We start from the raw sequence: 17,689 nt of genomic DNA on the forward strand, positions 1-17,689 counted from the left end.
GAAAGATTGAAAGCTGCATTGGGCCAAGATGACCAGAGATTCGATCACTGTGAAAGATGGAGGAGACCACGTTTTCGTGCGCGGCGCGTGAGCGGGGCCGCATTGCCGTACAGCCGCCACTGATCCTCGACGAATCGCCTCAAAAGCCTGAAAAGGCGCAGGAATCTCCAGCGCATTGCATCTCGGAGCGGCAGCCTTGCGTTTGCCTTTTTTCTTGCGAAATCCTATCTGAACGTACCGGCAACGAAAGGGAGAACGCTTCATGATTTTTGGCCGCCGAGCCTTGCCGGCTCTTGTTCTTGCGATTGCCTTGTCGAGCCCAGCCGCAGCGCAGGATAACAAGACCGTCCCGCAATCCCACACCGAAATGCAGCTCTCCTTCGCGCCGCTGGTCAAACAGACGGCAAATGCCGTGGTGAATGTCTATGCGGAGCGGGTGGTCGAGCGGCGATCGGTCTTTGCCGGCGATCCTTTCTTCGAGGAGTTCTTCGGCCAGCGGATGCCGAACCGCACGGAAAAGCAGTCGTCGCTTGGTTCGGGCGTGGTCGTCCGCCGCGATGGCATCGTCGTCACCAACAACCACGTCATCGAGGGGGCGGACGACATCAAGGTGGCGCTTGCCGACGGGCGAGAGTATCCCTGCAAGATCATCCTCAAGGACGATCGCCTCGACCTCGCGGTGATGAAGATCGAATCGGATGGTCCGTTCGACATCATCCCGATCGGCGATTCGGATGCGGTCGAGGTCGGCGACCTGGTCCTGGCGATGGGCAACCCGTTCGGGGTCGGGCAGACGGTGACCAGCGGCATCGTCTCGGCGCTCGCCCGCAACCAGGTTTCTTCCGGCGATTTCGGTTTCTTCATCCAGACCGACGCGGCGATCAATCCGGGCAATTCCGGTGGCGGGCTGATCAACATGAAGGGTGAACTGATCGGCATCAACACCGCGATCTTCTCGCGGGGCGGCGGCTCGAACGGCGTCGGCTTCGCGATCCCGGCAAATCTGGTCAAGGTCTTCGTGGCGTCGGCGGAGGGCGGTGGCGGCTCCTTCATCCGTCCCTTCGTCGGCGCGACCTTCGAGCCGGTTACCTCCGATGTCGCCGAAGCGCTCGGCCTCGATCGCGCCCGTGGTGCGCTGGTGACGGCCGTTCAGCCGGGCGGACCGGCGGCGAATGCCGGCATGAAGCCGGGGCAGGTGGTCACGGCCGTCAACGGCATATCGGTGGAGCACCCGGATGCCCTCGGCTACCGGCTGACGACCGTCGGCATCGGCCATGAAGCACGGGTGACGGTTGCCGAACACGGCGAGGCCCACGACATCACCCTGAAGCTGGAGCGGGCACCGGAAACCGCGCCGCGCGACGAACGGCTGATCGAGGGGAGGAACCCCTTTGCCGGTGCAGTCGTCGCCAATCTTTCGCCGCGCCTCGCGGATGAACTGCGCATGCCGACATCGCTGCAGGGGGTCGTCGTCACCGAGGTCAATCGCGGCTCGCCGGCGGCGCGCATTGGCCTTGAGCCGAAAGATATCGTACGCTCCGTCAATGGAACGCCGATCGACAATTCGAAGACGCTGGAAAGCGTCGTTGCCGAAGACGCCTCGTTCTGGCGTGTCGAGATCGAGCGCGACGGCCAGCTTATCCGACAGTTCTTCCGATGAGCGATCTCTTCTCCCCCGTTGAACCGCCTGAGATGGCCTCGGCAAGACCGCTTGCCGATCGGCTGCGGCCGCGCACGCTCGCCGAGGTGACCGGGCAGGAACATCTGACCGGTGCGGATGGCGCGCTGACGCGGATGATCGCGTCGGGATCGCTCGGCTCGATGATCTTCTGGGGACCGCCAGGTACCGGCAAGACCACAGTCGCCCGCCTGCTTTCCGGGGAGGCCGGCCTCGCCTTCGAGCAGATCTCGGCGATCTTCTCCGGCGTCGCCGACCTCAAGAAGGTTTTCGAGTCCGCTCGTGCCCGGCGCATGTCGGGACGCCAGACATTGCTCTTCGTCGACGAGATTCATCGCTTCAATCGCGCCCAGCAGGACAGTTTCCTGCCCGTTATGGAAGACGGTACGGTGATCCTGGTCGGGGCCACGACCGAGAATCCGTCATTCGAGCTCAACGCCGCGCTGCTCTCGCGGGCGCGGGTGCTGACATTCAAGCCGCATGATGAGACGAGCCTGGAGGAACTCCTGACACGCGCCGAGCAGGCCGAGGGCAAGCCGCTGCCGCTCGACGCGGACGCCCGCGGCAGCCTGATCCGCATGGCGGATGGCGATGGCCGGGCGGTGCTGACGCTAGCCGAGGAGGTTTGGCGAGCGGCGCGCCAGGACGAGGTTTTCGACACCGAAGCGCTGCGGGAAATCGTCCAGCGCCGTGCGCCGGTCTACGACAAGGGCCAGGACGGTCACTACAATCTGATCTCGGCGCTGCATAAGTCCGTTCGCGGATCCGACCCGGATGCGGCGCTCTACTATCTCTGCCGGATGTTCGATGCAGGCGAGGATCCCTTGTATATCGGCAGGCGGCTGGTGCGCATGGCCGTCGAGGATATCGGCCTTGCCGATCCGCAGGCGCTGGTGATCTGCAACGCCGCCAAGGATGCCTATGACTACCTCGGTTCGCCGGAAGGGGAACTGGCGCTGGCACAGGCCTGCGTCTATGTCGCCACGGCGCCGAAATCGAACGCGCTCTATACAGCCTATAAAGGGGCTATGCGCGCGGCCAAGGAAAACGGCTCGTTGCTGCCGCCGAAGCATATTCTCAATGCCCCGACCAAGCTCATGAAGGGCGAGGGCTACGGCGACGGCTACCGCTACGATCATGACGAACCGGATGCATTTTCCGGCCAGGATTATTTCCCCGAGAAGATGGGCCGGAAGACCTTCTATGATCCTCCGGAGCGCGGCTTCGAGCGGGACATCCGCAAGCGGCTCGAGTGGTGGGCGAAACTGCGCCGCGAGCGGAATTCCTGACCAGCCGTGCCGGCGGTGCAAGGCTGGTTTGCCGCCCAACCTCTTGCTGCCCATACGCGCTTGTGGCATAGGAGAGCCACGATCGCAGACGGCTGCACGGATCTACAGATCCGAACACCCGCGGGGACGGCCTCGCTCCAGATGAAGGAGTTTGATAATGGCCTGGTTCACGCTGCTGCTCGCCGGAATTCTCGAAATCGGTTGGGCGATCGGTCTCAAATACACGGATGGGTTTACGCGGTTCACGCCGACGGTACTGACGGTCGGGTCCATGGTCCTAAGCGTCGTTCTGCTCGGCATCGCGGTGCGTTCGCTGCCGCTCGGTACGGCCTATGCCGTTTGGACCGGCATAGGTACCGTCGGCACCGTGATCCTCGGCATCATTCTTTTTGCAGAGCCAGTCACGGCCGCGCGCCTCGGCTGCATCGGCCTGATCGTCGCCGGTATTGCCGGTCTCAAGCTCGCAGCCTAACGCATAGTAAGGCCTCTGCCGCAACGGCAGGCGCCTCCTACCTCAGCGCGTCGAGTACGGCGGTGGCCGCCTGCATTTCCTGCCAGCGCTTCTCGCGCCGGTGGAAGGCTTCCTCGTCGGTGCCCCAATGCTCGATCTGCCAGTCCTCATCCACATGGGCGGCCGACCAGGCATTTTCCGCTGAGAGCTGGCCCATGCCGAAGGCGAGCGCGAGCAGCGCCGACCCGGTCAGTGTGGTGATCGTGTGCAGGCAGGCGAGACCGAGCGGCGTTGCAAAGGCGCGCAGGCCCTCGGCATAGGCGGTAATCGCCTCGCGCGGCTGTTCCTGGTGGATGACCCCCTCGGCGAGGATGAAGCGGGCGCCGAGCGATTGGGCAGCCCAATCGAGAACCGGGTTCCAGATGGCATTCTGCCGTTCCACCAGCCCGGCGGGGCTATCGGCGCGATAGCAGAGAAGATCGCTGCCGGCAAACCGCAGGATGTCGTCGAAGACCGCGCGCTGGTCGAGCGCCACGCCGTCAATGGCCGTGTTGACGATGCGGGTCAGCGGCATGGCCGAAGGGTCGATGATATCGGCCTGTGCGTCCCACTCGGCGGCCAGCAGTTCTGCGAGCTTGACAGTCGGGACGGCGAGCGGCCGCCTTGCCGGCGTGCGGACCGACCGTCCGTCGAGGAGGATGGCGTGGCCGCCGCCTTCCGCCTGGGCGACACCGACAGTCTTATAGAAACGTTTTGCCAGCGGCTTCTGCATCTGGATCTGCGCGCGGCGCACCGGATCTTCGTGGCTGAGGCTGCTCAAGTCGTCGCGAATATCAGGCATGGTTCGCTTCCATCCATTCGATAATGTCTGCCGGCACCCGGGCAATGTGATCGGCGCCGGCCTCGACCAGGTCCGGAACGCTGGCATAACCCCAGGCGACCCCGAGGGCGCCGGCGCCAGCCGCCTTTGCCATCTGCATATCGTAAATCGCGTCGCCGATGACAATGGTGTCCCTCGGGTCGACGCCCGCCTCGACGCAGCACTCCATCACCATGGCCGGGTGCGGCTTCGAGGGACAGTCGTCTGCAGTCCGCGAGACGAAGAACAGCTTGTCGAAGCCGTGGGTCGCGGCAATGTGCCGGAGGCCCTGCCTCGACTTTCCGGTCACCGCGCCGATCAACACTTCGTCGCGGGCGGCCAGGACTTGCATCATCTTGGCAATGCCCGGAAACAGCGCTTCCTGGAAGATCCGTTCGCTGCGTACCGAGCTGAAGATGGCCTTGTAATGTGTCGTCATCGCGGTGGCGCGGTCGTCGACGTGAAGCTGGCCGAGCAACCGGGCAATCGCGATGTCGAGCGTCAGCCCGATGATCGATTTCGTAGCCCCGGCCTCGGGCCGGCGAAGCTCGAAAGCATCGAAGGTGCGGCTCATCACCTCATGGATGAGGCCGGCGCTGTCGACCAGCGTTCCGTCGCAATCGAAGAGCACCAGCTTCATCAATCGTCCTCGCCGGCGGCGTTCTCGTCCAAGCCGAGCAGGTTCCAGCTCTGCACCATATGCGGCGGCAGGGGGGCCGTAATCTTCAGACGGCCGCCGTTCGGATGCGGAATATCGATACAGCGGGCGTGCAGGTGCAGCCGGTTCTGCATGCCGCCGGGGAAGGTCCAGTTGACGTCCGCCTCGAAATATTTCGGGTCGCCGATGATCGGATGGCCGATATGGGCGGCGTGGACGCGCAACTGATGGGTGCGGCCGGTATAGGGCTCCATTTCCAGCCAGGCGAGGTTCTGGCCGGCCTGCTCGACGATCCGATAATAGGAAATGGCGTGGTCGGCGCCGTCGTCGCCGTGCTTGGCGATCCGCATCCGGTCGCCGTCCGGCGTCTGCTCCTTGACCAGCCAGGTGGAGATACGGTCCTCGCGCTTGCGCGGAACGCCCTTGACCAGCGACCAGTAAATCTTCCGGGTGTCGCGTTCGCGAAAGGCGGCCGTCAGTTGCTGAGCCGCGCCGCGCGTCCGGGCGATGACGAGCACGCCGGATGTATCGCGGTCCAGCCGATGGACGAGGCGCGGCTTCTCGCCCTTCTGGCTCGTCCAGGCCTCGAGCATCTTGTCGATGTGTCGGCTGACGCCGGAGCCGCCCTGCACGGCGAGGCCGGCCGGCTTGTTGAGCACGATGACCTTGGCATCCTCGTGCAGCACCATGCGCGACAGCAGTTCACCATCGGAGGAATGGCGGAGATCCCGCCCGCCGATCGGACCGGATTTCGTCTCCTTCGCGTCGACACCAAGCGGCGGAACGCGGATCGTCTGGCCGGGCTGTATGCGCGTGTCGGATTTCGCCCGTGCCCCGTCGACGCGGATCTGGCCGGAACGCAACAGCTTCTGCAGCGGGCCGAACCCCAAGCCCGGATAATGCACCTTGAACCAGCGGTCGAGGCGCATGCCCGCCTCGTCACCGTCCACCTGCCTGTGTTCTATGCCTGCCATCTGCCGCGATCCGCTTCCAATTCTACAAGGGGTGGCTTTAGACCATTGCGGGCAGCAGGACCAGTCCGGCGAACACAGCATGCGCCAAAAGAACGACGGCGCCGTGGAGGAGCCACGACACCATTCGTTAAGCGCCCGCCGCTACTGTCGTAGCGATGTCTCATATATGTCCGGTCGGCGCGATGGCGAAGCAAGCTCTGAACTACACGCATTACGATCTGAAGGGCCAGAAGGCCGGCACACGGATCGAGATCACGCTATCGGCCGTTGCCAATGTTCGCCTGATGACCGATGTCAACTTCACGCGCTACACGGAAACGCTGAAGCATCAGTTCTTCGGCGGCGTGGCGCGGAAGTCGCCGCTGCGGATGACGATCCCCGAGACTGCGCACTGGCATCTGGTGATCGACACCGAAGGCCATCACGGCCTTGCGGAATCGAGCGTGCGCGTGATCGAGTCTGCCGGCCAGCCGCGTTTCCAGCCGGCCTCCTGACGGGAAGGCCCGCTCAGCCGAGCCTCTCGGCGTGCCACTTCAGGTGATCGTCCATGAAGGTCGAGATGAAATAGTAGGAATGGTCGTAGCGCTCGTGCATGCGAAGCGTCAGGCTGATGCCGGTGCCCTTCACCGCCTCTTCGAAGAGCCACGGCCGCAATCCGTTCTCGAGGAAACCATCCGCCTTGCCCTGGTCGACCAGGAATTCCGGGAAGCGCGCCCCATCCTCGACCAGCGCACAGGCATCGTATTTTCGCCAGGCAGCTTTATCAGCGCCGAGATATTTCTCGAAGGCTCCGATGGACCAGTCGGCAGAAGACGGTGCGACGATCGGCGCAAAGGCCGAGCAGCTCCTGAAGCGCTCGGGGTTCTTGAGCGCGATGGTCATGGCGCCATGGCCGCCCATCGAATGGCCGAAGATACCCTGCCGGTCCATGTCGGCGCGGAAATGCTCGCGGACAAGGGCCGGCAGTTCCTCGGTGACGTAGCTGTACATCCGATAGTGTTCCGCCCACGGCTCCTCCGTCGCATCGAGGTAGAAGCCGGCGCCCTTGCCCATCTGCCAGTTCGTCAGTTCATCCGCCACGTCCGCCCCGCGCGGACTGGTATCCGGGCAGACGACGATCAGGCCGAGCTCGGCGGCCATGCGGCGGTATTCGCCCTTTTCCATGACGTTGGCGTGGGTGCAGGTGAGGCCGGAGAGATACCAGAGCACCGGGCGCGGTTCGCGGGTCGCCTGTGGCGGCACGTAGACGGCGAAAGTCATTTCGCCCTTGCAGGCCTTGGAGTCATGGGCGAAGACGCCCTGCATGCCGCCATAAGCGGTGTTCTGCGAGATGACTTTCATTGAATGCTCCCTGGAAGTGATGGAGCGCCGCCGGCAAGCTGGACCGCGGCGTTGACCGCGGCTGCGACGAGCACCGTGTTGAAGAAGAACGAGACGACCGCATGCATCAGGTTGACGCGTCGCATCGCCGTCGTGGTGATGGCAACGTCGGAGGTCTGGGCGGTCATGCCGATGACGAAGGCGAAATAGAGAAAATCATAGCCGCCGGGCGCCTCTGTCTCCGGAAAGGCCAGCCCACGCGAGGCGGGATCGCTGCCATCGGCGCGGCGGTTTGCGAGCCAGTAGAGATGGGCATAGTGCAGCGCCGCCATCGTATGGACGGTTGCCCATCCGAGGGTGACCGAGGCGAAGGCGAGGATCAATTCGACCGCACTGCCGTCGCCGGCACGATTGAGCGCGACGAACAGCGCCACCAGCGATACTGCGGCCGCCAAAATCGTCACTAGGAAGATGATCGGCTCCGGTTCGCCTGTATCGCGCGCATTTGCCTCGAGATAGCTCCCGGTGAGTTTCGTCAGCCGGAAGGCCGTGATTGTCAGGTAGATGCAGAAGAAGACGATGGCGGCGATCTCTATCGCCTCATCGCGAAACAGCACATGCCCGAGTGGCGCACTGACAAGGGCGCCGGCAAGCGCCAGGTAAAATGGCCAATGTCTCAGCCGGGTCTTCGATGTCATCGCCGCTCCGCGCCGTTGTTTCCCGCGCGTCACCTTTTGACCTGACGGCAGAGCCGGTCAAGCGTTTCGAGAAAGGCGGAGCGGTCTCGCCCGGTAAAGGAGGCGTTGTAGCCCTTGCTTTCGCCCGTCTCCCGCAAGTGCGCCCCGAGGTCTCGCATCGCCGAAGCGAGCCCGATATTCGCCTTGTCGAAGACCCGGCCGGTGGGCCCGGTGACGAGTGCACCGGCGGCGACGCAGCGCCCGGCAAGCGGCACATCGGCGGTGACGACGACATCGCCTTCGCCTGCATGCTCGGCGATCCAATTGTCCGCTGCGTCGAAACCCGCCGATACGATGACATTGTGCACCATCGGGTCACGCGACGGCCGCAGCCCCGAATTGGCGACGAAGGTGACTTCGAAGCCGTGGCGTTCGGCCACCTTGAGGATTTCCGCCTTCACCGGGCAGGCATCGGCATCGACATAGATCATCGGCAATCGACTTCCCGGCAGAACGGAAAGCGCCGGAACCGATCCGGCGCCCCGATATTTTCGTTGAGATTTCAGTAGATCACCACCGAGCGGATGCTTTCGCCCGAATGCATCAGTTCGAAGCCCTTGTTGATGTCGTCGAGCGGCATGGTGTGGGTGATCATCGGGTCGATCTCGATCTTGCCCTCCATGTACCAGTCGACGATCTTCGGCACGTCGGTGCGGCCGCGGGCGCCGCCAAAGGCGGTGCCCATCCAGCTGCGGCCGGTGACCAGCTGGAACGGTCTTGTGGAGATCTCCTGGCCGGCGCCGGCCACGCCGATCACCACCGACTTGCCCCAGCCGCGATGCGAGGCCTCGAGCGCCTGGCGCATCACCTTGGTGTTGCCGGTGCAGTCGAAGGTGTAGTCGGCGCCGCCGATCTGGTCGGCGCCGCGCTTCGTCATGTTGACGAGATGGGCGACGATGTCGTCGCCGACCTCGGTCGGGTTGACGAAATGGGTCATGCCGAACTTCTCGCCCCAGACCTTCTTGTCGTTGTTGAGGTCGACGCCGATGATCATGTCGGCACCGGCGAGCCGCAGCCCCTGGATGACGTTCAAGCCGATGCCGCCGAGCCCGAAGACCACCGCGGTGGCGCCCATCTCGACCTTGGCGGTGTTGATCACCGCGCCGATGCCGGTGGTGACGCCGCAGCCGATGTAGCAGATCTTGTCGAACGGTGCGTCCGGGTTGACCTTGGCGACGGCGATCTCCGGCAGCACGGTGTAATTGGCGAAGGTCGAGCAGCCCATATAGTGGTGGATCTTGTCCTTGCCGATCGAAAAGCGGCTCGTGCCGTCCGGCATGACGCCTTGCCCTTGGGTGGCGCGGATGGCGGTGCAGAGATTGGTCTTGCGGCTGAGGCAGGAGGGGCAGGCGCGGCATTCCGGCGTATAGAGCGGAATGACGTGATCGCCCTTCCTGACCGAGGTGACGCCCGGACCGACATCGACGATGATGCCGGCCCCCTCGTGGCCGAGGATGGCCGGGAACAGCCCTTCCGGGTCGGCACCGGACAGGGTGAAATCGTCGGTGTGGCAGATGCCGGTCGCCTTGACCTCGACCAGCACCTCGCCGGCCCGCGGGCCCTCGAGCTTGACCGTCATCACTTCCAGCGGCTTGCCGGCCTGAACGGCCACGGCGGCACGTACGTCCATTGTTCTTCTCCCTCGAAAATCGCAACTGTTCGGCGATCGCACTGCAATCGTCAATACAACGACATGCGGCGCGCGTAAGCTGAAAATACATGACTTATCGGATATTTCCCTCGATCCGCTCCAACTCGCTCTCAAGCGCCGCGATCGCTTCTCCGGTTTGTTCGTGGAGCCTCTTGACGAGTTCGAGCTGCTCGCGAAGCGCGGCATGCGAATGGGACGGCCCTTCGTCCGGGGCACGGCCGATTCCGGCAATCAGCCAGGCTGGCGTGACACCGAGCACGCTGGCGAGCATGAAGAGCCTGTTCGTGCGAGGCTCGGCACGGTCGCGCTCCCAGGCGGATATGGTCTCGCCGCGCACGCCGACGCTGACCGCCAGTTCCTTGATCGATAGTTTTGCTGCGTCGCGCGCTCTCCAGATACGGCCGCCCAGCGTGTCGCCGTCTCCCGTCTGACGCAGGCGCGCGATCACGGTTTCGGTGGATAAGCGCATGGCTCGCTCTCCTCTTCACCTGACATCTTCGATAGCCCGCACGGCGCCGGAATGCCCTTGCGGGGCGAAGGTGAGCCGAGCTTATCGGCATTCGCTTTCAGGCGGAGCACTCCGAAGCGTCATAAACACAGCCAAATGCGGCTCGTTCGCTTCTTTGACGATTGTGCTCGGCCCGGCGTTGAAACCGCGATGAAACAGGTTAGGTTCAGGACCGAACTCCAGCATCGAATTGGGAATGACCGTGAACGGAATAGCACAGACGGCTGCCGTCCAGCGTAGCGCAGTGATGCAGGGCGTGACGATCATGCTGTTCGCCATGATCATCCTGCCCTGCATGGATGCCATCGCGAAATACATGGCGGTCCACGAGGGCATGTCGCCCGGCCAGGTGACCTTCTACCGCTTCTTCTTTCAGCTCGTCTCGATCGTTCCGCTGCTGCTGACGGCGGGCGGATTGCGGGCGATCTATCCGAAGCGGCTTTGGCCGAACCTGCTGCGCGGCGTGCTGCTCGCCGCGGCCGCTTTGTTGTTCTTCGTTTCCGTGAAATACATGCCGCTCGCCGACGCATTCGCGATCTATTTCGTCGAGCCCTTCATCCTGACATGCCTTTCGGCACTGATCCTGCGTGAAAAGGTCGGCTGGCGCCGGTGGACCGCCATTGCCGTGGGATTTGGCGGTGCAATGATCGTCATTCAGCCGAGCTTCGCCATATTCGGCTTGACGGCGCTGCTGCCGATGGCCTGCGCTTTCCTATTCGCCTGCTATCTCTTCCTCAACCGTGCGGTGGGCAGCGTCGATTCGCCGCTCGCCATGCAGACGATCGCCGGAATTGGCGGCACGCTCTTCATGGTGGGCGTCATCGCGATCGGCAATGGATTCGGTGCGGTCGATTTCGAGCCGTCGTTGCCGCGATCGCCGTTGGGCTGGATCCTCGTGATCGCCCTGGGGGCGATTTCAGGCTACGGCCATCTCCTCGTCGTCAAGGCCTTCCGCCTGGCGCCCTTGTCACTGCTGGCGCCGTTCCATTACTTCGAGATCGTCTCGGCGACGGCGCTCGGCTACCTGGTGTTCGGCGACTTTCCGACACCCTCCAGATGGCTCGGCATTGCCGTCATCGTCGGCTCCGGATTGTTCATCATCTGGCGCGAAAGAGGAAAGCGAAGGCCGGATTAACACGGTTCCGGTTATTCCCGCAGATTTTCGCTGCGCGTCGGCCCGAAAACCGTCTCGAACGCGTCCCTGATGAGGATATCCACGTCGGACATCATCACCGGCAGGCCCAGATCGACGAGGCTGGTCACGCCATAGTCCCGGATGCCGCAGGGAACGATGCCCTCGAAATGATCGAGATCCGGATCGACATTCAGCGAGAAGCCGTGGAAGCTGACCCATCTGCGCAGCCGGATGCCGATGGCGGCGACCTTGTCCTCGGCCATCGACCCATCGATGAGCGGCGGCTTTTCCGGGCGGCGCACCCAGACGCCGACCCGGTCCTCGCGGCGCTCGCCCTTGATGTTCATCGAATCGAGCGTTGCGATGACGACGCTTTCGAGGGCGGCGACGAAGCCGCGAACGTCCTGACGGCGGCGCTTCAGGTCGAGCATGACATAGACGACCCGCTGTCCGGGTCCGTGATAGGTGTATTCGCCGCCGCGGCCAGTGGCAAACACCGGAAAACGTCCGGGCATCACCAGATCGGTCTCGTTTGCGCTCGTCCCGGCCGTGTAGAGGGGCGGGTGCTCGACCAGCCAGACCAGCTCGTCCGCGGTGCCGTCCGCAATGGCGGCGGCCTCCCGCTCCATCGTCTCCACCGCCTGTGGATAATCGACGAGGGAAGGGGCGATGCGCCAGCGCACCGGCGGCGACTCCGGCGCCGCAAACATGGTCTGGCTGAGGGTTTCACGCTGCATGGAAAGCCTGCATTGCTGATTTTTCCGGCCTGTACATGGGGCCGCGCGCGGCAAGAGTCCAGCGTTTCCAGCACCTCGCGGAGGGGCCGTGGAAATAGTTCCGTTTCCCGTCAAATTTCTGTCGTCATACCCTTGTGCACCCCGAATCCTTTTGCTACATGCAGCCCCGCCGACGCAATCGGCACCTACCACGATGCGGTCGTGGCGGAATTGGTAGACGCGCAGCGTTGAGGTCGCTGTGGGGCAACCCGTGGAAGTTCGAGTCTTCTCGACCGCACCATCAAGATTAAAAGGACCCCGTAACCTGATGGTTGAACGGGGTTTTTATTTATCTGGCGTCGGCGCGTCGACTTTTCGATAACCTCGGCCCGGCAGGCCGCAACGGCTCGCTCTCGTACATACGGGCGTCGCTTCCCTCCCGGACTCGTTAGAGAGTGCCCGGCTAGGCTACTCACGATGTCACCGTCCCTACACAACATTGTTTACCGCTAAATTCGTGAAATCGTAAAAAAAAAGTCGGCGAAAGGCCGGGTTTTGGTTATGCTCATATTGTCATGACGGATTCGCGAGAAGCGCCGACATGACGGGGTGACAGAGCGACGAGTCTTGCGGAATGGCGTTCTCAATCCTTTGATGAGGCGCCGATCGATCGGTCCCGAACTGATGTGCGGATGTCGTCGTGAGCTGCTGCTTCGGCATCCGCTTGCAGTGCCGGTTAAGAAGGAACTTTGAAGTCAGGAAACCGTTCACTTGAGGCAATAGCCGACTGGCAGCGATCCCGGTTCAACCAAGCGGCTTGCCGCGGGAGAGCACGATGCAAAGGAGTGAATCTGACGTCTTCGACCTCTTTTCGGAGATCTATTCGAGTGCAGCGCAAGAAGAGATAAGTCTACAGGAATATCTCCTCGCATGTCGCGACGACAAGACTATGTACGCCACCGCGCAGGAGCGGATGGTGGATGCCATCGGCGAACCGATCCTCGTCGATACCAGCGCTGATGAGCGTCTCGGCCGAATCTTCTCAAACCGAACCATCAAGATTTATCCGGCCTTCTCCGATTTCTTCGGCATGGAAGACACGATCGAACGGATCGTCGGCTATTTCCGCTATGCCGCGCAGGGCCTCGAAGAGCGCAAGCAGATCCTCTACCTTCTCGGTCCCGTCGGCGGCGGCAAGTCGTCGCTTGCCGAGCGGTTGAAGAAGCTTATGGAGCAGCGGCCGATCTATACGCTGATGGTCGACGGCAAGATTAGCCCGGTCTTCGAGTCTCCGTTGGGCCTGTTTCATCCCGAGCGCATGGCCGACCTCCTCGAGGACAAATACGGCATCGCAAGACGAAGGCTCACCGGCCTGATTTCCCCCTGGGCGGCGAAGCGGCTCGACGAGGTCGGCGGCGACATCTCAAAATTCAGTGTCGTCAAGCTTACGCCGTCGCGCCTGCGTCAGATCGCCATTGCCAAGACAGAGCCCGGGGACGAAAACAACCAGGATGTCTCCTCGCTGGTCGGCAAGGTCGATATCCGCCAATTGGAAAATTACAGCCAGGCGGATCCGGATGCCTATTCCTATAGCGGCGGCCTGAACCGCACCTCGCAAGGGCTGCTCGAGTTCGTCGAGATGTTCAAGGCCCCGATCAAGGTGCTGCACCCGCTTCTGACGGCGACCCAGGAGGGCAGCTACAACGGGACGGAGAACTTCGGTGCCTTCCCCTATCAGGGCACGATCCTGGCGCACTCGAACGAATCGGAATGGCTCCAGTTCAAGAACAATCGCAACAACGAGGCGTTCCTCGACCGCATCCTGGTGGTCAAGGTTCCCTATTGCCTGCGCGTCACCGAAGAGAAGATGATCTACGAGAAGCTTCTTCGCGAGAGCGAGTTGTTCAACAATCGCTGCGCCCCGGAGGTACTGGAGATCCTGAGCCGCTTTACCGTCTCCACGCGGCTGGTGCCGCATGAGAACTCGTCGCTTTACACGAAGATGCGCGTCTATGACGGCGAGAACCTCAAGGATGTCGATCCGAAGGCGCGCTCGGTCCAGGAGTATCGCGACGCCGCGGGCGTCGACGAAGGCATGACCGGCGTCAGCACGCGCTTCGCCTTCAAGGTTCTGTCGGAGACCTTCAATTACGATACGAAGGAGGTCGCCGCCGATCCCGTTCACCTGATGTACATCATGGAACAGGCGATCAAGCGCGAGCAGTTCGCGAAGGAAACCGAAGCGGCCTATCTCGACTTCATCAAGTCGGAGCTTGCCAGCCGCTATGCCGAATTCATCGGCCATGAAATCCAGAAAGCCTATCTGGAATCCTACAGCGAATACGGCCAGAACCTCTTCGACCGCTACATCGCCTATGCCGACGCCTGGCTCGAGGATCAGGACTTCAAGGATCCCGATACGGGCCAGATCCTTAACCGCAAGATCCTCGACAGCGAACTGTCGCAGATCGAGAAGCCGGCCGGCATCGCCAACCCGAAGGACTTCCGCAACGAGGTCGTCAAGTTCACGCTGCGGGCCCGTGCCAGGAACCACGGCCGCAACCCGTCCTGGACGAGCTACGAGAAGCTCAGGGAAGTCATCGAGAAACGCATGTTCGGACAGGTCGAGGATCTGCTGCCGGTTATCAGCTTCGGTTCCAAGAAGGACAGCGCGACCGAGAAGCAACATGCCGAATTCGTCCAGCGCATGGCGGAGCGTGGCTACACCGAACGGCAGGTACGTCGACTGGTCGACTGGTACATGCGCGTGAACAAGGCAGGTTAAGGGTGCGGTTTCCAGGGGGCAGCACATGCCGAACTTTATCGACCGCCGCCTTAACCCGAAGGACAAGAGTCTCGGTAACAGGCAGCGCTTCCTGAAGCGCGCTCGCGAGGAACTGAAGCGGGCGATCAAGGAACAGGTCAAGTCGGGCAAAATCGCCGACGTCGACGCCGAGCACAACGTGTCGATGCCCGCGCGCGGCGTCAGTGAGCCGACGTTCCAGCCGGCCGGCGACTCCGGCGAAAGGCAGTATGTCCTGCCCGGCAATCGCGAGTTCGCTGCCGGGGATCGTCTTCCGAAGAGGTCTTCCGGCGCAGGCGCCACGGGCGCAGGTGCCGGTACCGGACGGAGCGAGGACGAATTTCAATTCGTCCTTTCGCGCGAGGAGGTACTCGATCTCTTCTTCGAGGACCTGGAACTTCCCGATATGGTGAAGCTCAACATGAAGGAGTCCGTTGCCTTCAAACGGCGCCGCGCCGGCTTTGCCGCAACAGGCTCGCCCACGAACATCAATGTCGGCCGCACGATGCGCAACAGCTTCGGCCGCCGCATCGCCCTGCACCGGCCGGGGCGAAAGGAAATGGAGGCGATCGCCGAGGAGATCGCCAGGCTGGAGGCGGAGCCGAAGGCGGGCGCAAAACACCTGCAGTATCTCGAGGAACTGCGTCAGAAGCTGGAAAAGCTGGAACGGCGGCGCCGCCGCATTCCTTACGTCGATCCGGTCGACATCCGCTTCAACCGCTTCGAGCAGCAGCCGCTGCCGAATGCCAGCGCCGTGATGTTCTGCCTGATGGATGTTTCCGCTTCCATGGGCGAACGCGAGAAGGACCTTGCGAAGCGCTTCTTCGTGCTGCTGCACCTCTTTCTGAAGCGGCGATACGATAGGATCGACATCGTCTTCATTCGCCACACGGACGAGGCCGGCGAGGTGGATGAGAATACCTTCTTCTACAGCAAGCAGAGCGGCGGCACGATCGTCTCGACGGCGCTGGAGGAGATGCTCCGCGTCATTCGGGAGCGCTATCCTGCCCGCGAATGGAACATCTATGCTGCCCAGGCCTCGGATGGCGAGAACATCTCCGGCGACTCGGAGCGTTGCGCGTCGCTTTTGCACGACGACTTGATGCGGCTTTGCCAATACTACGCCTATGTCGAGATCATCGATGAGCGCGAAACGGAGATTTTCGGCACCACCGACAACGGGACCTCGCTCTGGCGCGCCTATCGGACGGTCGACGGCGAGTGGCCGAACTTCCAGATGACCCGTATCGCCAAACCGGCCGACATCTACCCCGTCTTCCGGAAACTCTTCGGCAAACAGCCGGCTGTACAAGTGCGTAAGTGAGAGGCGACCGGAATGCCAAAAAAGGGTGCGGCTCAAACCTCCTGTTCCAGGGTTCTGACTGGAATTTCGAAACGCTCTCGCGCGCCTATGATGCGATCGAGACGGTCGCGCTCGACAACCTCGGGCTCGACGTCTATCCCAACCAGCTCGAGATCATCTCTTCCGAACAGATGCTCGACGCTTATTCCTCCGTCGGCATGCCGCTGATGTATCAGCACTGGTCTTTCGGCAAGCGCTTCGTCTTCGAGGACAATCTTTATCGCAAGGGCAGGCGCGGACTCGCCTACGAGCTTGTGATCAACTCCAATCCCTGCATCACCTACCTGATGGAGGAGAACACCATGGCCATGCAGGCCCTGGTGACGGCGCACGCGGCCTTTGGCCACAATCATTTCTTCAAGAACAATTACCTGTTCCGCCAATGGACAGATGCCAGCGCCATCCTGAGCTACATGGAGTTCGCCAAGAAATACATCATTAAATGCGAAGAACGCTACGGGACCACGGCCGTGGAGGCCATTCTCGATTCCGCCCATGCCCTCATGGATCAGGGCGTCTTCCGCTACCGCCGACCCCCGAGGCTGTCGTCGGAAAAGGAACGGGAGCGGATGCGCGAGAGGCTCGAATACGAGGAGCAGACCTTTAGCGACCTGTGGCGGACGCTTCCAACGGCGAGCGAGAGCAGCGACCCGGACGCGGTCGAACGCGATGTGATGGAGCGCAAGAAGGCCCTTAACCTGCCGGACGAAAATCTTCTCTATTTCCTGGAGAAGACCAGCCTGATCCTTGAGCCCTGGCAACGGGAAATCCTCAGGATCGTCCGCGTCATCGCCCAGTACTTCTATCCGCAGCGGCAGACCAAGGTGATGAACGAGGGATGCGCGACCTTCGTTCACTACACCATCATGAACACTCTCTTCGATCAGGGGAGAATAACCGAAGGGGCTATGCTGGAGATTCTCCAGAGCCATACCAACGTCGTCTTTCAGCCGTCGTTCGACGATCCGCGCTTTCCGGGGATCAACCCTTATGCGCTCGGTTTCGCCATGATGCAGGACATCGAGCGGATCTGCGTCGATCCGACGCCCGAAGACCGGGACTGGTTTCCCGAAATCGCCGGCAGCGGCAATTGGCGTGAGACGTTGCTGGACGCCTGGGCGAACCACCGCGACGAGTCCTTCATCCTGCAGTATTTGAGCCCGTCGCTGATACGCAAGTTCCGGCTGTTCCTGTTGTCGGATGAGGCGGACGAGAAATACTGCGAGGTCGCCTCGATCCACAACGAGCGCGGCTATGAGGCCATCCGCGCGGCCCTCGCACGCAGCTATGATATCGGCGCGAACCAGCCGGACATTCAGGTCATGGATGTCGACCTCCTGGGCGATCGCCACCTGCGGCTGCAGCACAATATCAAGAATGGCGTTCTCCTCGAGGAGACCAGCCGCGACGCCACGCTCCGACATGTCCGCCATCTATGGGGCTATGAGGTCAGCCTCGCCGGTGTCGAGGCCGAAACGGGCGAGACGCTCTACGAGTGCTCGACGGCGGATATAGAGGAATAGAAGCGTGGCCCGCATTCAGCGACG

The 17,689-nt window shown here is 62.3% G+C and carries 17 protein-coding genes and 1 tRNA gene; 9 read left to right on the forward strand and 9 right to left on the reverse strand.

Annotation, left to right across the window (positions count from 1 at the left end; translation table 11 throughout):
• Positions 1-262: 262 nt before the first annotated feature.
• The 3 genes from N181_RS28880 (at position 263) to sugE (ending at position 3,439) form a co-directional block, all read left to right on the forward strand.
• Entirely contained in the window at positions 263-1,660 is a 1,398-nt protein-coding gene (locus N181_RS28880) for a DegQ family serine endoprotease (protein ID WP_014328081.1), read from the forward strand.
• Positions 1,657-2,967 carry a replication-associated recombination protein A gene (locus N181_RS28885; RefSeq protein WP_037401745.1) on the forward strand — a complete coding sequence of 437 codons (1,311 nt, stop codon included), beginning with the start codon at positions 1,657-1,659 and terminating at the stop codon, positions 2,965-2,967. The genes N181_RS28880 and N181_RS28885 overlap by 4 nt, the downstream gene beginning before the upstream one ends.
• A 157-nt stretch (positions 2,968-3,124) precedes the next feature.
• Positions 3,125-3,439 (forward strand): quaternary ammonium compound efflux SMR transporter SugE, encoded by a 315-nt coding sequence (sugE, locus tag N181_RS28890; protein WP_014328083.1) that lies wholly within the window; start codon positions 3,125-3,127, stop codon positions 3,437-3,439.
• A 37-nt stretch (positions 3,440-3,476) separates the two neighbouring features.
• Here sugE and N181_RS28895 read toward each other — a convergent pair whose 3' ends face one another.
• The 3 genes from N181_RS28895 to N181_RS28905 are packed head-to-tail and all read right to left on the reverse strand — an operon-like array spanning position 3,477 to position 5,909.
• A complete protein-coding gene (locus tag N181_RS28895; protein ID WP_037401742.1) occupies positions 3,477-4,259 on the reverse strand; it encodes an ATP12 family chaperone protein in 783 nt (260 codons plus the stop codon).
• On the reverse strand, positions 4,252-4,917 hold the full coding sequence (locus N181_RS28900; protein ID WP_037401739.1) for an HAD-IA family hydrolase: 666 nt from the start codon (positions 4,915-4,917) through the stop codon (positions 4,252-4,254). The genes N181_RS28895 and N181_RS28900 overlap by 8 nt, the downstream gene beginning before the upstream one ends.
• Entirely contained in the window at positions 4,917-5,909 is a 993-nt protein-coding gene (locus N181_RS28905; RefSeq protein WP_037401737.1) for an RluA family pseudouridine synthase, read from the reverse strand. Before N181_RS28905 ends, N181_RS28900 begins: the two co-directional genes overlap by 1 nt.
• A 182-nt stretch (positions 5,910-6,091) precedes the next feature.
• On the opposite strand from N181_RS28905, the gene N181_RS28910 reads away from it, so the two are divergent.
• Positions 6,092-6,403, forward strand: a complete 312-nt coding sequence (locus N181_RS28910) for a DUF1883 domain-containing protein (RefSeq protein WP_037401734.1) — start codon at positions 6,092-6,094, stop codon at positions 6,401-6,403.
• Between the two features lie 13 nt (positions 6,404-6,416).
• Here the strand turns inward: N181_RS28910 and fghA are convergent, their stop codons facing one another.
• The 5 genes from fghA to N181_RS28935 form a co-directional block, all read right to left on the reverse strand.
• On the reverse strand, positions 6,417-7,250 hold the full coding sequence (fghA, locus tag N181_RS28915) for an S-formylglutathione hydrolase (RefSeq protein WP_060564100.1): 834 nt from the start codon (positions 7,248-7,250) through the stop codon (positions 6,417-6,419).
• Entirely contained in the window at positions 7,247-7,927 is a 681-nt protein-coding gene (locus N181_RS28920) for a DUF1345 domain-containing protein (RefSeq protein WP_014328088.1), read from the reverse strand. The genes fghA and N181_RS28920 overlap by 4 nt, the downstream gene beginning before the upstream one ends.
• 29 nt (positions 7,928-7,956) lie before the next feature.
• On the reverse strand, positions 7,957-8,397 hold the full coding sequence (locus tag N181_RS28925; protein WP_037401731.1) for a YaiI/YqxD family protein: 441 nt from the start codon (positions 8,395-8,397) through the stop codon (positions 7,957-7,959).
• A gap of 71 nt (positions 8,398-8,468) precedes the next feature.
• Entirely contained in the window at positions 8,469-9,596 is a 1,128-nt protein-coding gene (locus N181_RS28930; RefSeq protein WP_014328090.1) for an S-(hydroxymethyl)glutathione dehydrogenase/class III alcohol dehydrogenase, read from the reverse strand.
• Between the two features lie 94 nt (positions 9,597-9,690).
• A complete protein-coding gene (locus N181_RS28935; protein ID WP_014328091.1) occupies positions 9,691-10,086 on the reverse strand; it encodes a helix-turn-helix domain-containing protein in 396 nt (131 codons plus the stop codon).
• A gap of 286 nt (positions 10,087-10,372) precedes the next feature.
• Here N181_RS28935 and N181_RS28940 point away from each other — a divergent pair, with 286 nt between their 5' ends.
• On the forward strand, positions 10,373-11,260 hold the full coding sequence (locus tag N181_RS28940; RefSeq protein WP_037401773.1) for a DMT family transporter: 888 nt from the start codon (positions 10,373-10,375) through the stop codon (positions 11,258-11,260).
• An 11-nt stretch (positions 11,261-11,271) separates the two neighbouring features.
• On the opposite strand, the gene lipB is transcribed toward N181_RS28940, so the two are convergent.
• Positions 11,272-11,997, reverse strand: a complete 726-nt coding sequence (lipB, locus tag N181_RS28945) for a lipoyl(octanoyl) transferase LipB (protein ID WP_014328093.1) — start codon at positions 11,995-11,997, stop codon at positions 11,272-11,274.
• A gap of 195 nt (positions 11,998-12,192) precedes the next feature.
• Between lipB and N181_RS28950 the strand changes: the two genes are divergently transcribed.
• The 4 genes from N181_RS28950 to N181_RS28965 all read left to right on the forward strand — a co-directional run bounded on the left by N181_RS28950 (position 12,193) and on the right by N181_RS28965 (position 17,665).
• Positions 12,193-12,277, forward strand: a tRNA-Leu gene (locus N181_RS28950).
• Positions 12,278-12,811: 534 nt separating this feature from the next.
• Positions 12,812-14,761, forward strand: coding sequence for a PrkA family serine protein kinase (locus tag N181_RS28955; RefSeq protein WP_014328094.1), 1,950 nt, complete (start codon positions 12,812-12,814; stop codon positions 14,759-14,761).
• A gap of 25 nt (positions 14,762-14,786) precedes the next feature.
• A complete protein-coding gene (locus N181_RS28960; protein WP_014328095.1) occupies positions 14,787-16,103 on the forward strand; it encodes a YeaH/YhbH family protein in 1,317 nt (438 codons plus the stop codon).
• Complete coding sequence (locus tag N181_RS28965) at positions 16,100-17,665, forward strand: SpoVR family protein (protein WP_060564102.1); 1,566 nt, start codon at positions 16,100-16,102, stop codon at positions 17,663-17,665. Before N181_RS28960 ends, N181_RS28965 begins: the two co-directional genes overlap by 4 nt.
• Positions 17,666-17,689: the final 24 nt, after the last annotated feature.

Origin of the sequence: Sinorhizobium fredii USDA 205, from assembly GCF_001461695.1 — a bacterium.
GTDB classification, from domain to species: Bacteria; Pseudomonadota; Alphaproteobacteria; order Rhizobiales; family Rhizobiaceae; genus Sinorhizobium; species Sinorhizobium fredii.

Coding starts and splice junctions, on each gene's coding strand:
- N181_RS28930 (WP_014328090.1), bottom strand. CDS start 9,596: ATGGACGTACGTGCCGCCGTGGCCGTTCAGGCCGGCAAGCCGCTGGAA.
- N181_RS28935 (WP_014328091.1), bottom strand. CDS start 10,086: ATGCGCTTATCCACCGAAACCGTGATCGCGCGCCTGCGTCAGACGGGA.
- N181_RS28880 (WP_014328081.1), top strand. CDS start 263: ATGATTTTTGGCCGCCGAGCCTTGCCGGCTCTTGTTCTTGCGATTGCC.
- N181_RS28955 (WP_014328094.1), top strand. CDS start 12,812: ATGCAAAGGAGTGAATCTGACGTCTTCGACCTCTTTTCGGAGATCTAT.
- N181_RS28910 (WP_037401734.1), top strand. CDS start 6,092: ATGGCGAAGCAAGCTCTGAACTACACGCATTACGATCTGAAGGGCCAG.
- N181_RS28940 (WP_037401773.1), top strand. CDS start 10,373: ATGCAGGGCGTGACGATCATGCTGTTCGCCATGATCATCCTGCCCTGC.
- N181_RS28920 (WP_014328088.1), bottom strand. CDS start 7,927: ATGACATCGAAGACCCGGCTGAGACATTGGCCATTTTACCTGGCGCTT.
- lipB (WP_014328093.1), bottom strand. CDS start 11,997: ATGCAGCGTGAAACCCTCAGCCAGACCATGTTTGCGGCGCCGGAGTCG.
- N181_RS28895 (WP_037401742.1), bottom strand. CDS start 4,259: ATGCCTGATATTCGCGACGACTTGAGCAGCCTCAGCCACGAAGATCCG.
- fghA (WP_060564100.1), bottom strand. CDS start 7,250: ATGAAAGTCATCTCGCAGAACACCGCTTATGGCGGCATGCAGGGCGTC.
- N181_RS28900 (WP_037401739.1), bottom strand. CDS start 4,917: ATGAAGCTGGTGCTCTTCGATTGCGACGGAACGCTGGTCGACAGCGCC.
- N181_RS28885 (WP_037401745.1), top strand. CDS start 1,657: ATGAGCGATCTCTTCTCCCCCGTTGAACCGCCTGAGATGGCCTCGGCA.
- sugE (WP_014328083.1), top strand. CDS start 3,125: ATGGCCTGGTTCACGCTGCTGCTCGCCGGAATTCTCGAAATCGGTTGG.
- N181_RS28925 (WP_037401731.1), bottom strand. CDS start 8,397: ATGATCTATGTCGATGCCGATGCCTGCCCGGTGAAGGCGGAAATCCTC.
- N181_RS28905 (WP_037401737.1), bottom strand. CDS start 5,909: ATGGCAGGCATAGAACACAGGCAGGTGGACGGTGACGAGGCGGGCATG.
- N181_RS28960 (WP_014328095.1), top strand. CDS start 14,787: ATGCCGAACTTTATCGACCGCCGCCTTAACCCGAAGGACAAGAGTCTC.